Source organism: Kitasatospora sp. NPDC056181 (genome assembly GCF_042266225.1).
In the GTDB taxonomy this organism is placed as follows: domain Bacteria; phylum Actinomycetota; class Actinomycetes; order Streptomycetales; family Streptomycetaceae; genus Kitasatospora.
Genome location: NZ_JBHJUK010000030.1, coordinates 1 through 12,560 on the forward strand (window position 1 = coordinate 1; position 12,560 = coordinate 12,560).

Genomic DNA, 12,560 nt, shown 5'->3' on the forward strand with positions numbered 1-12,560 from the left:
GCGCGGGCGTTCCGGGTGCTGGTGCGCAACGAGATGTTCCGCCGGGTCGAGCTGGAGCGAGGGCCCGGCCATGTACTCGGACGGGTTGCGGTTCCCGATCGAGTTGACGCTGATCAGGTTCGGCTTGCCGTCCTTGGTGATGAACCAGCCGCCGCCGCTGGAGCCGCCGGTCATGGTGCAGCCGATGACGTACATCGGCGGGCGGGCCGGGTCGAAGGAGAGCCGGCCCGGCCGGATCGCCGAGTCGCAGTGGTTGAGCTCCATGCCGTCGAACGGCCGCTCGGCGGGGTAGCCGTAGGAGAAGGCCGAGGTGATCTGCTCGCGCGGGGCGTTGAACCAGACCGGGACCGAGCTGCCGACCGTCTCCTCCAGTGACCGGCCGGAGCCGTTCTCGTTGCGGACCCGGATGATCCCGTAGTCGAACTGGGAGTTGGCGCCGACGCCGTCCTCCTTCACCCAGGTCGGCGAGACCAGCGCGCGCACCGCCGTCCACCGCCCGTACGGGGAGACCTGCTGCTCGCTGTACGGTTTGCCCCGACTGGCCTGGCCGTCGCGGTTGTAGCCGGGGACGAAGGTGATGTCCTTGAGCCAGGAGCCGCCCTTGCCGTCGTGCAGGCAGTGCGCGGCGGTGTAGACGAGGTTGCTCCGCCCCGGGTTGGCCGGGTCGGAGACCACCGTGCCGGAGCACATCGAGTCGCCCTCGGGCGTGGTCATGAAGATCTTGCCGACCACGGCGGTCGCCGGGCTGTACGGGTGCGGCTGCGGCTTGGCCGGGATGGCGGCAGGCGGGGCGTCCCGCTCGACCGTGCTGCCGGCCGTCTTGTGCGAGTACTCCGGGGTGGCCCGGCCCTTGGCGTTCTCCATCTTGGCGATCGACCAGAAGCCCTGGGCGACCTCGTTGACGAAGGCGTTGTCGCCGAGGAACCTCGCCCAGTCGTCGAGCTTCCAGTTGGCCAGGTCCTGGAGGCTGCCGGGCAGGGTGACGCCCGGCTTTCCGGGTGCGGTGGTGACGGCCGCGGCGGCCGCGGCGGTGGTGGCCGCGGCGTCGGAGCTGCCCGCGTTCTCCGGCCCGCAGGCGGTCGCGGTGAGGGCGAGCGCGGCGAGCACGGCGGCTCCGGCCGTCGCGGCCCGGCGGCCGGGCCCGGCCGCGGTGATGAGTGGCATGGTGATCTGTCCCCCGTCGGTCGGTTCCTGCGCGGCCGGCTACTTCGGCTTGCGGGAGATGTAGTCCAGGGCCTGCTTGGCGACCGTCTCCAGGTACGGGCCGCTCAGCGAGGTGTGGTCCTGGGTGCCGATGGAGGTGTTGCTGACCAGGGCGAGCTTGCCGTCCGGCATCGGGGCGAACCAGCCGCCGCCGCTGGAGCCCTGCGTCATGGTGCAGCCGATGGTGTGCATCGACGGGCGCTTGGGGTCGAAGGAGAGCCGGACCGGCTTGCCCCCGTCGCACTTGTACAGCTCCTGCCCGTCGAAGGGCTTGTAGAGCGGGTAGCCGACGGCGGAGACCTTCAGCTGGTCTCGCGGGGCGTCGAACCAGACCGGGACGGCCGCGCCGACCGTCTCCTCCAGCGACTTGCCGGTGTCGTTCTGGTTCTGCACCCGCATGACCGCGAAGTCGTACTGGCTGGCGGCGTCACCGGTGCCGCCGCCCTCGACCGTCCACTGCGGCGAGGTCACGACGTCCTTGGCCCACCAGGTGCCGAGCGGCGCCAGCTCCGCCAGCGGGGCCTTCTTGCCGCCGCTGGAGGCACCGGAGTTGTTGTAGGCGGGGACGAAGACGAGGTCCTTGTAGAAGTTGCCGCCCTTGCCCGGGTGCACGCAGTGCCCGGCCGTCCAGACCAGGTTGCTCTTGCCGGGGTGCGCCGGGTCGGCGATCACGGTGGCCGAGCAGTTGCCGCGGCCGCCGTCGGCGGAGAAGAAGACCTTCCCGGAGGGCTGCTTGGTGTACGGGCGGGCCACCGGCGTCGCCTTGACCACCGGCGGCTCGGGGTCGGTGACCCCGGCGTCGCCGGCGGGCTTGGCGGTGGGCGGGGCCGGATCGGCGGGCTTGGAGTCGCCCATCTTGTCCGGGTTCCAGAAGTCCTTGACGACGGGGTTGTTGAAGACGTGCTTGGACGCCCAGTTGTCCCAGTCCTCGAACTTCCACTTCTTCAGGTCGTCCCAGCTCTTCGGCAGGCCCTCCAGCAGGCTGGTCGGGATGCCAGTCGGCAGGGTGAGGCCGCCGATCACGCCGCCGCCCCCCGCGGCGGCGGAGGCGGTGGTGACGGCCGGGGACGGCGGCGGTGCGGCGGTGCCCCCGTCGCCGGCGGGGCCGTCCGGGCCGCATGCGCTCACGGCGAGCAGGGTTCCGGCGGCAAGGGCCGCGGCCACGGCTGACCGGTGGATCGATGGCATGGTGTTCGCTTCCCCCTGGATGGTCCTGTTGCGGCGGCTAGCCGCCCTGGAGTCTGCCACTGGCGACCAGGACGGCACCGGCCGACCCCCGGGTTCCGGAACTGACCCGAGGTCACCGATCTGTGACGAACCCCCGGTCGGCTCGTTGCCACAGCAGGGCCTCCCACCTCAGGGGTGAACAATCCGCGCTGTTCACCCGGACGAGTGAGCCGTCCTTGTGATCACCCGTCAGGGATAGGTAACCCTTACCTGACGCGACGGTGCGAGCGCCCGCCAGACCCTCTCCACCACCCGCGCGCGTCCGCACCCCACGCGCCCCAAGGAGCAGCCTTGAGCACCGCCCTCACCGGAGCCCCGCCCCACAGCCCGGCGCGCCGCCCGGCCCCGGCCCGTCCCGCCGCGGCCGGTGCGGCACAGCCCGACCCGCTGCTGCACCCCGATCCGGCCGTCGCCGCCGAACAGGCCGCCCTGGAAGCCCTGCTCCGGTGCTGGGCCAGGGAGACCGGCGCCACGCCCGGCCCCGACGGCCGGCTGCGGATCGCCGTCCTCGGCGGCGCCGCCCGGCTCTGCGCCCCGGTCCGCTACTGGTCGCCCGCCGGCTGGCACCGCTTCGGCCCGGCCACCCTCTCGGCCGGCGGGACCGCCGCGCCGGGGGACCCCTGCGACGCCCCGGTGGACGCCGTCACCGCCGCCGCGCTGCTCGCCGCCGCGGCCGCCGCCCGCCCCGACCCCGGCCAGGTCGCCGACCTCGCAGCCCGGGTCGCCGACTCCGTCGTCCGCACCGCGGACATCCTCGCCCACCGCCGGACCGCCGCGGCCCCCGGCGGGCCGGAGGGCTCCCACTTCCTCGCCACCGAGCAGTCCCTGCTCCTCGGCCACCCGCTGCACCCCACCCCCAAGAGCCGCGACGGCCTCGGCCCCGCACAGAGCGCCGCCTACTCCCCGGAGCTGCACGGCTCGTTCCAGCTGCACTGGTACGCCGTCGACCGCGAACTCCTCGCCGCCGGCTCCGCGCTGACCGAGAGCGCGGACCTCATCACCGCCCGACTCCTCGGCGACCGCGCCCCGCTGCCGCCCGGCACCGCCGCCCTGCCGCTGCACCCCTGGCAGGCCCGCGAGCTGGCACTGCGCCCGGCCGTCGCCGCCCTGCTCGCCGACGGCCTGTTGCACGACCTCGGCCCGGCCGGCGCGCCCTGGTACCCCACCTCCTCGGTGCGCACCGTCTACCGGCCCGGCACACCCTGGATGCTGAAGCTCTCGCTCGGCCTGCGGATCACCAACTCGCGCCGGGAGAACCTCCGCAAGGAGCTGCACCGCGGCCTGGAGATGCACCGGCTGCTGGAGAGCGGGCTGGCCGCCGAGTGGCGGGCCGCCCACCCCGGCTTCGACATCGTCCGCGACCCCGCGTGGATCGGCGTCGACCACCCCGCCCTCGGTGACCCGGGCGGCCTGGACACCGTGCTCCGCGCCCAGCCCTTCGCCCCCGGCGAGCGCGCGCTCTGCGTGGCCGGACTGGTCGCCGAACAGCCGCTCGGCACCGGCGACACCGTGCCGTCCCGGCTCGGCGACACGCTGCGCGCCCTCGCCCTCCGCTGCGGCCGCCCGCTCACCACCGTGGCCGCCGAATGGTTCCTGCGCTACCTGGACGCCGTCGTCCTGCCCGTCCTCTGGCTCGACGGACAGGCCGGCATCGCGCTGGAGGCGCACCAGCAGAACAGCCTCGTCATGCTCGACGCCGAGGGCTGGCCGGTCGGCGGGCGCTACCGCGACAACCAGGGCTTCTACTACCGGCAGAGCGCCGCCGAACGGCTCACCGGCCGGCTGCCCGGACTCGGCGCGCAGAGCGACACCTTCCTCGCCGACGACGTGATCGACCACCACTTCGCCTACTACCTCGGCATCAACCACGTCCTCGGCCTGATCGGCGCCCTCGGCTCCCAGCGGCTGGCCGACGAGGCGGTGTTGCTGGCCGCGCTGCGCGGCTTCCTCGCCGGCCCCCGGGTCGCGGCCACAAGGTCCACGCTGCCCGCCCTGCTGCTGGACGCCACCACCCTGCCCTGCAAGGCCAACCTGCTCACCCGGATCAACGGCATGGACGAACTGGTCGGGCCGGTCGCCAACCAGTCCGTCTACGTCGACATCCCCAACCCGGTGGCCGGCGCGTGACCCCCGCCGTGAGCCTGGCCGACTCCGTCCCCGGCTGGGGCGCCATGCCCACCGCAGCCGGGGAGTTCCGGCTGCGCCCGGTCCGGCTGCCGGCCGACCTGGACCTGCTCGCCGGGTGGATGAACGACCCGGACGTCGCCGCCTTCTGGGGCCTCGCCGGCCCTCCCGCCACCACCGGGAGGCACGTCCGGGCCCAACTCGACGGCGACGGCCGCAGCGCGCCCTGTCTCGGCCTGCTCGACGGCACCCCGATGAGCTACTGGGAGATCTACCGCGCCGACCTCGACCCGCTCGCCGGGCACTACCCCGCCCGGCCCGACGACACCGGCGTCCACCTGCTGCTCGGCCCCGCCGACCGCCGCGGGCGGGGCCTCGGCGCCACCCTGCTCGCCGCGCTCGCCGAGCGCATCCTGCGGGAACGGCCGCACTGCGAGCGGGTGGTGGCCGAACCCGACGTCCGGAACCGGCGCTCCGTCCGGGCCTTCGAACGGGCCGGGTTCCGGGCGACGGCCGAGATCGACCTGCCGGACAAACGGGCCGCCCTGATGGTCCGCGACCGCGTACCGCCCCGCCCCGCCGCGTACCCCGCCGTGCCCGCCCCCTCCGATCCCGCCTAGGACACCGCCCACCCCATGGACACCCCAGCACCCCAGCCCGCGCCGTACGACCTGCTCGGGGTCGGCATCGGCCCGTTCAACCTCTCGCTCGCCGCGCTCGCCGAGCCCGTCCCGGGCCTGCGCACGCTCTTCTGCGACCAGCGCCCGGAGTTCCGCTGGCACCCCGGGATGCTGGTCGACGGGGCCCGGATGCAGGTGCCCTTCCTCGCCGACCTGGTCTCGCTGGTCGACCCGACCAACCGCTGGTCCTTCCTCAACTACCTGCGCGAACAGGACCGGCTCTTCCCCTTCTACTTCGCCGAGCGCTTCCAACTGCCGCGCCGGGAGTACGACCACTACTGCCGCTGGGCGGCGGAGCGGCTCACCAACTGCCGGTTCGCCACCGTCGTCACCGCCCTGCACTGGGAGGGCGGGCACGGCACCGGCGGGCCGGGGGAGGGCGGGCTCTACCGGGCCGAACTGCTGGACGCCGTCACCGGACGGCGCGAGGAGGTCCACGCCCGCAACGTCGCGCTCGGCGTCGGCACCCGGCCCGTCCTGCCCGAGGCCTTCGCCGGCCTGGCCGGCCACCCGCGGGCCTTCCACTCCGCCGACTACCTGGACCGCCGCTCCGCCCTGGACGGCGCCCGCGACATCACCGTCGTCGGCAGCGGGCAGTCCGGCGCCGAGGTCTTCCTCGACCTGCTGCGGCGCCACGCCGACGACGGCGTCCGGCTGCGCTGGCTCACCCGGAGCAGGGCCCTCGCCCCCATGGAGTACTCCAAGCTCGGCCTGGAGCACTTCACCCCCGACTACACCCGCTACTTCCACGGCCTCCCCGAGCCGGTCCGCGACCACCTCGTCGAGGCCCAGTGGCAGCTGCACAAGGCCGCCAGCGCCGAGACCCTCGCCGAGATCCACGACCACCTGTACGAGCGGACCATCGGCCGCCCGATCGACGCCGACCCGGTCGAGATCACCCCCGGCACCGCCGTCACCGAGGCCCGGCCCGGCCCCTGCGGCGGGCTCGAACTCCGCTGCCGGCACACCGACTCCGGCGCCGGGCGCCTGCTGCGCACCGACGCCGTCGTCCTCGCCACCGGCTACCGGGCCGCCCGCCCGGTCGCCCTGGAGCCGCTCGCCGGGCTGATCGACTGGGACGGCGCCGGGCGCTACCGGGTCGACCTCGACCACCGGGTCGCGACCAGGCCCGAGCTCACCGGCGGGCTGTACGTGCAGAACGCCGAACTCCACACCCACGGCGTCGGCACCCCCGACCTCGGCCTCGGCGCCCACCGGGCCGCCGTGATCCTCAACGCCGTCACCGGCCGGACCGTCCACCGGCTGCCCGCCCGCACCGCCTGGACCGGATTCGCCCCGCCGGAGCCGGCCGCCACCACCGCCCTGCCCACCGGCCCTGCCGCCACCACCACCGTCCCTCGCCCCCAGGAGCTCTCCCGTGCCGCAACCGCCGGCCGCTGAACCGTCGCTCTACCTGCCCCCGCAGCTCACCGCCGGGCACTGGCAGCGGGCCGGCCGCGCGCTGCTGGCCAAGATGCTCGGCGAGTTCGCCTACGAGGAGCTGATCACCCCGGTCCCCGGCGCCGCCGACGGCGAGTACCTGCTCCTGCTGCCCGAGGCCGAGTACCGCTTCACCGCCCGCCGCGGCGCCTACGACAGCTGGCAGGTCGACGAGGACTCCGTGCACTGCTCCCGGCCGGACGGCCTCGACCCGCTGCGCTTCCTCCCCTACGCCCGGCACACCCTCGGCCTGCGCGGCGAGACCACCGGCCACCTGGTGCGCGAGCTGACCGCCACCCTGCTCTCCGACGCCCACCAGCTCGCCACCGCACTCACCGCCGCCGAACTGGCCGACCTCGGCCACACCGAACTGGAGGGACGGCAGGGCGGCCACCCGTGGATCGTCCCCAACAAGGGCCGGATCGGCTTCTCCGCCTCCGACGCCGCCCGCTGGACCCCGGAGGCGCGCACCCCGCTGCCGCTGCCCTGGATCGCCGTCCACCGCCGGCTCGCCCAGTACCGCGGCGTCCCCGGCCTCGCCGAGCCCGGGCAGCTGTACGCCCGCGAGCTCGACGACCCGGCGGCCCTGCGCGCCGCCCTCGGCCCGGACGCCGACGACTACCTGCTGCTGCCCGTCCACCCGTGGCAGTGGGACGAGACCGTCGTCCCGCTGTTCGCGCCGTGGATCGCGTCCGGCGAGATCGTCCCGCTGCCCTCCGACGGCGACCTGCGGCTGCCCCAGCAGTCCATCCGCTCCTTCTTCAACCAGAGCCGCCCCGACCGCTGCACGGTCAAACTGCCGCTCGCCATCCTCAACACCCTGGTCTGGCGCGGCCTGCCGACCGAGCGCACGCTCGCCGCCCCCGCCGTCACCGCCTGGATCCACGGCCTGCGGGACGCCGACCCGTTCCTGCGCGACGAGTGCCGGGTGGTGCTGCTCGGCGAGATCGCCTCCGTCACCGTCGACCACCCGCTCTACCGCGAGCTGCCCGAGGCCCCCTACCAGTACAAGGAGCTCCTGGGCGCGATCTGGCGCGAACCGCTCGGCCCCGCCCTGGACGCCGGCGAACGCGGACGCACCCTGGCCGCCCTGCTGCAGACCGGCGCCGACGGCCGGGCGCTGGCCGCCGAACTGATCACCCGCTCCGGCCTCACCCCCGCCGCCTGGACGGCCCGGCTGTTCGCCGCCATGCTGCCGCCGCTGCTCCACTTCCTCTACCGCTACGGCCTGGTCTTCTCCCCGCACGGCGAGAACGCCATCCTGGTCTTCGACTCCTCCGAGGCCCCCGCCCGGCTCGCGGTCAAGGACTTCGTCGACGACGTCAACCTCAGCGACCAGGACCTGCCCGAGCTGCGCGGGCTGCCCGCCGAAGTGGCCGGGGTACTGCTGCGGGAGGACCCGCAGGACCTCTGCCAGTTCCTCCACTCCGGCCTCTTCATCGGCGTCTTCCGCTACCTCGCCCCGCTGCTGGAGGCAGAGACCGGCCTGCCCGAGGCCGAGTTCTGGGCGCTGCTGCGGGCCGAGGTCCTCCGGTACCAGGAACGCTTCCCCGGGCTGAAGGAGCGGTTCGCGCTCTTCGACCTGTTCCGCCCCCGGATCGACCGGCTCTGCCTCAACCGCAACCGGCTGCTCCTCGACGGCTACCGGGACCGCCCGCACCGCCCGCACGCGGCCCGGCACGGCACCGTCCCGAACGCCCTCACACCGGAGGGGACGGCCGGGCTCCCCGGGCAACGGGACCGGATTGTCACCCCCGCCCCGTAGGGTGGGAGGGTCATGACGAACGACTCCGAATCCCAGCTCCCCGCCGACGCCGCCGAGGAAGCCGCCGACGATTCGGCCGCCGCCGACGCCGCCGAGGCAGCCGTCCCGCGGGTCCGCCTCCCCGAGCTGCTGCACGCCGCGGTGGCGGCCGTCGGCGGTGTCGAGCGCCCCGGCCAGGTCCGGATGGCCGAGGCCGTCGCCGACGCCGTCGACCACGGCGAGCACCTCCTGGTGCAGGCCGGCACCGGCACCGGAAAGTCCCTGGCCTACCTGGTGCCGGCCCTCGCCCACGGGGACCGCGTGGTGGTCGCCACCGCCACCCTGGCGCTCCAGCGCCAGCTGGTCGAGCGGGACCTGCCGCGCACGGTGGAGGCACTGCACCCCGTGCTGCGCCGCCGTCCGCTGTTCGCGATGCTCAAGGGCCGCTCCAACTACCTCTGCCTGCACCGGGCCAACGAGGGCACCCCGAGCGAGGAGGGCGAGGGCCTGTTCGACCCGGTGGACGCGCTCGGCGGCCCCACCGGCAAGCTCGGGCAGGACGTGCTGCGGCTGCGCGACTGGGCGGACGAGACCGACACCGGTGACCGGGACGACCTCAGCCCCGGCGTCTCGGACAAGGCCTGGGCCCAGCTCTCGGTGACCTCCAAGGAGTGCCTGGGGGCCACCCGCTGTGCGTACGGTCAGGAGTGCTTCGCCGAGAAGGCGCGCGAACGGGCCAAGCTGGCGGACGTCGTGGTCACCAACCACGCGATGCTGGCGATCGACGCCATCGAGGGCGCGCCGGTGCTGCCCGAGCACGGGCTGCTGATCGTCGACGAGGCGCACGAGCTGGTCAACCGGGTCACCGGCGCGGCCACCGCCGAGCTGACCGTCGGCGCGGTCAACCGGGCCGTGAAGCGGGCCGCCCGGCTCGCCAACGAGAAGGCCGTGGACGCCCTCCAGGGTGCGGCGGAGAACTACCACGGCCTGATGGAGACCGCGCAGCCCGGCCGGGTCGAGGAGCTGCCCGAGTACCTGGCGTACGCGGTCACCGCGATCCGCGACGCCAGCCGGCAGGTGATCACCTCGCTCGGCGAGACCAGGGACAAGGCGCTCAGCGACGAGGACGCGGTGCGCAAGCAGGCGATGGCCTCGGCGGAGGCGCTGCACGAGACGGCCGAGCGGCTGCTCGCCGACTCCGAGTACGACGTGGTCTGGATCGAGCGCAGCGACCGGTACGGGCTGGGCACCGCCTCGCTGCGGGTCGCCCCGCTCAGCGTCTCCGGGCTGCTGCGCGAGGGCCTGTACAAGGAGCGGTCGGTGGTGCTCACCTCGGCCACCCTCAAGCTCGGCGGGGACTTCAACGGCGTGGCCGCCTCGGTCGGCCTGCCCTCGGAGGCCCGGCTGCCGGACGTGCGCGGGCCGGGGGACACCCCGGCGGCCGGTGCGGACTTCGGCGACGAGCCGGTGCCGCACTGGCGGGGCATCGACGTCGGCTCGCCGTTCAAGTACCCCAAGCAGGGCATCCTCTACGTCGCCAGGCACCTGGCCGACCCGGGCCGGGACCCGGAGCGCCCCGACATGCTCGACGAGCTGGCGGAGCTGATCGGCGCGGCCGGCGGGCGGACGCTCGGCCTGTTCTCCTCGATGCGCGGCGCCCAGACGGCCGCCGAGGCGATGCGCGGGCGGCTGGACAACCGGATCCTGCTCCAGGGCGAGGACACCCTGGGCGAGCTGATCCGGGAGTTCGCCTCGGACTCCACCACCTGCCTGTTCGGCACGCTCTCGCTCTGGCAGGGCGTGGACGTGCCCGGTTCGGCCTGCCAGCTGGTGGTGATGGACCGGATCCCGTTCCCGCGGCCGGACGACCCGCTGATGAGCGCCCGGCAGAAGGACGTCGAACAGCGCGGCGGCAACGGCTTCATGGCCGTCGCGGCCACCCATGCGGCGCTGCTGATGGCGCAGGGGGCGGGCCGCCTGGTGCGCGCGGCGGACGACCGGGGCGTGGTGGCGGTGCTGGACCCGCGGGTCGAGACCAAGCGGTACGGCGGCTTCTTCCGGTCCTCGATGCCGGAGTTCTGGTACACCACGGACCGCAACCAGGTGCGGCGCTCGCTGGCGGCGATCGACGCCTCCGCGGCGCCGGTCCGGCCGGTGGTCAAGAAGGGCTGAGCGCACCGGGGGAGGGGCGGCGCGCTCCGGCAGGGGGGCTGCACGCCCCGGACGGCCGCGCCCCCAGGAAGGGCTGCGCGCTCAGAAGGGCCGCGCGCCCCCGGAGACGCCGGAGGGGCTCCCCGCACCCTGCGTTGGAGCCCCTTCCCGGTGCGTGCGGTGGCGGGCGCTCAGAGGCGGCGCAGGACGGCGACGACCTTGCCCAGGATGGTCGCGTTGTCGCCGTTGATCGGCTCGTAGGCGGGGTTGTGCGGCATCAGCCAGATCCGGCCGTCCTCGCGCTTGAGGCGCTTGACGGTGGCCTCGCCGTCGATCATCGCGGCCACGATGTCGCCGTTCTCGGCGACCGGCTGGCGGCGGACGGTGACCCAGTCGCCGTCGCAGATGGCCGCCTCGATCATCGAGTCGCCGCGCACGGTGAGCGCGAACAGCTCGCCCTCGCCGACCAGCTGGCGCGGCAGCGGGAAGACGTCCTCGACCGTCTGCTCGGCCAGGATCGGACCGCCCGCGGCGATCCGGCCGACGAGCGGCACGTACGAGGTGGACGGGCGCCCGGCCGTCTCGGCGGTGTTGGGGCGGGCCACCTCGACGCCGCGGACCTCGTAGGCGCGCGGGCGGTGCGGGTCGCGGCGGAGGAACCCCTTGCGCTCCAGGGCCATCAGCTGGTGGGCGACCGAGGAGGTGCTGGACAGGCCGACGGCCTGGCCGATCTCGCGCATGGACGGCGGGTAGCCGCGGCGCTGGACGGAGTCCCGGATGACCTCGATCACGCGGCGCTGGCGCTCCGTCAGCCCGGCCTCGTCGGTGCGGATGCCGGGGGGGCGCCCCGGCATCGAGCGCGCGGGGGCGGGGTGGGAGTCGTCCAGCACGGGGGAGTGTTCGATCGGCTGGTCGGGGACGCGGCCCGGGTGCGAAATGGCCGCGCCGGAGAGTCGGTGTTCTTCGCTACGGTCCATGCTGACGTCCACACTCTGCTGATTCGTGGTGCGCTGCCCCACCTTGAGCTGGGAGTGTTCCTGCACCGGGATGGTGTTGGTTTCGATCGTGTTCACGGCGGCCCCTCTCGACGGCTGTCCTCTCCCTTTTCCAGCCCAACGGCACCTCCTATCGAAAGGTTGCGCCAAACACACGTTCGAGTGAATTATTCGGGAGTTGGCTGACTCGATCAAGGCTTTGTTGTACATCGATTAAATGTTCGACTCGAAGTCGGTTCCGGCAGTCTAATCCGCATCGACACGCCAGGGGTGTCGCCTCCCCCGCAGACCTACATGTAGTGGCTACAGTCCTCACCGTGCCCAGTACTAGTGGTCACGTCGCATGATCAGCTTGGCGGGGCCGGGTCGTCTTCGCATAGACTCGACCAAGTCCGCACGTCCTGCCCGGGAGGGATCCTCAGGTGCACTGCCCCTTCTGCCGGCACTCCGACAGCCGCGTCGTCGACAGCCGGACCACCGAAGACGGCAGCTCCATCCGCCGGCGCCGGCAGTGCCCGGACTGCAGCCGCCGCTTCACCACGGTGGAGACGGCCGCGCTGATGGTCATCAAGCGCAGCGGCGTCACGGAGCCGTTCTCCCGGGAGAAGGTCATCTCCGGAGTCCGCAAGGCCTGTCAGGGCCGCCCGGTCACCGAGGACGCCCTCGCCCAGCTCGGCCAGAAGGTCGAGGAGTGCGTGCGGGGCACCGGCAAGTCCGAGCTCACCACCCACGACGTGGGCCTGGCCATACTCGGACCGCTCAAGCAGCTCGACGTCGTCGCCTACCTGCGCTTCGCCAGCGTGTACCAGGCGTACGACGGACTGGAAGACTTCGAGGCCGCCATCGCGGAGATCCGCGCCGAACGGCCCGTCCCCGAGGCGGACGGCACCTGCGTGCCCGTCCCCGCCGCCGCGCCCTAGGAGGCCCGGCTCAGCACACCGGCCCCCAGGGGCCGGCCGTCACACCGGCCCTTCGGGGTCGACCGTCACACCGGCC

At 73.9% G+C, this 12,560-nt stretch carries 9 protein-coding genes; 6 read left to right on the forward strand and 3 right to left on the reverse strand.

All coding sequences use genetic code 11. From position 1 onward, the window contains the following. Both ACFC1F_RS14405 and ACFC1F_RS14410 read right to left on the reverse strand, forming a co-directional pair. The coding region (locus ACFC1F_RS14405) for a trypsin-like serine peptidase (protein ID WP_376158270.1) at nucleotides 1–1,164 on the reverse strand (1,164 nt) is incomplete at its 3' end. Nucleotides 1,165–1,203: 39 nt separating this feature from the next. Next, the gene (locus ACFC1F_RS14410) at nucleotides 1,204–2,331 is read right to left on the reverse strand and encodes a hypothetical protein (protein WP_376158273.1); all 1,128 of its coding nucleotides are present in this window, start codon (nucleotides 2,329–2,331) and stop codon (nucleotides 1,204–1,206) included. 390 nt (nucleotides 2,332–2,721) lie between these two features. Between ACFC1F_RS14410 and ACFC1F_RS14415 the strand changes: the two genes are divergently transcribed. The 5 genes from ACFC1F_RS14415 to ACFC1F_RS14435 are packed head-to-tail and all read left to right on the forward strand — an operon-like array spanning nucleotide 2,722 to nucleotide 10,590. After that, nucleotides 2,722–4,557, forward strand: a complete 1,836-nt coding sequence (locus tag ACFC1F_RS14415) for an IucA/IucC family protein (RefSeq protein ID WP_376158275.1) — start codon at nucleotides 2,722–2,724, stop codon at nucleotides 4,555–4,557. Next, nucleotides 4,449–5,174, forward strand: a complete 726-nt coding sequence (locus ACFC1F_RS14420; protein WP_376158360.1) for a GNAT family N-acetyltransferase — start codon at nucleotides 4,449–4,451, stop codon at nucleotides 5,172–5,174. Before ACFC1F_RS14415 ends, ACFC1F_RS14420 begins: the two co-directional genes overlap by 109 nt. Before the next feature lie 15 nt (nucleotides 5,175–5,189). Continuing rightward, nucleotides 5,190–6,635, forward strand: coding sequence for a lysine N(6)-hydroxylase/L-ornithine N(5)-oxygenase family protein (locus ACFC1F_RS14425; protein ID WP_376158278.1), 1,446 nt, complete (start codon nucleotides 5,190–5,192; stop codon nucleotides 6,633–6,635). Further along, on the forward strand, nucleotides 6,613–8,439 hold the full coding sequence (locus ACFC1F_RS14430) for an IucA/IucC family protein (RefSeq protein WP_376158280.1): 1,827 nt from the start codon (nucleotides 6,613–6,615) through the stop codon (nucleotides 8,437–8,439). Before ACFC1F_RS14425 ends, ACFC1F_RS14430 begins: the two co-directional genes overlap by 23 nt. Before the next feature lie 12 nt (nucleotides 8,440–8,451). Next, on the forward strand, nucleotides 8,452–10,590 hold the full coding sequence (locus ACFC1F_RS14435; protein ID WP_376158282.1) for an ATP-dependent DNA helicase: 2,139 nt from the start codon (nucleotides 8,452–8,454) through the stop codon (nucleotides 10,588–10,590). Between the two features lie 170 nt (nucleotides 10,591–10,760). Here ACFC1F_RS14435 and lexA read toward each other — a convergent pair whose 3' ends face one another. Continuing rightward, a complete protein-coding gene (lexA, locus tag ACFC1F_RS14440) occupies nucleotides 10,761–11,423 on the reverse strand; it encodes a transcriptional repressor LexA (protein WP_224281048.1) in 663 nt (220 codons plus the stop codon). Nucleotides 11,424–11,986: 563 nt separating this feature from the next. Here lexA and nrdR point away from each other — a divergent pair. Further along, entirely contained in the window at nucleotides 11,987–12,484 is a 498-nt protein-coding gene (gene nrdR, locus ACFC1F_RS14445; protein WP_148642709.1) for a transcriptional regulator NrdR, read from the forward strand. Nucleotides 12,485–12,560 lie beyond the last annotated feature (76 nt).

Excerpts from the sequence above, each read along its gene's own strand:
- ACFC1F_RS14425 (WP_376158278.1), top strand. The coding sequence starts at position 5,190 with ATGGACACCCCAGCACCCCAGCCCGCGCCGTACGACCTGCTCGGGGTC.
- ACFC1F_RS14435 (WP_376158282.1), top strand. The coding sequence starts at position 8,452 with ATGACGAACGACTCCGAATCCCAGCTCCCCGCCGACGCCGCCGAGGAA.
- lexA (WP_224281048.1), bottom strand. The coding sequence starts at position 11,423 with ATGCCGGGGCGCCCCCCCGGCATCCGCACCGACGAGGCCGGGCTGACG.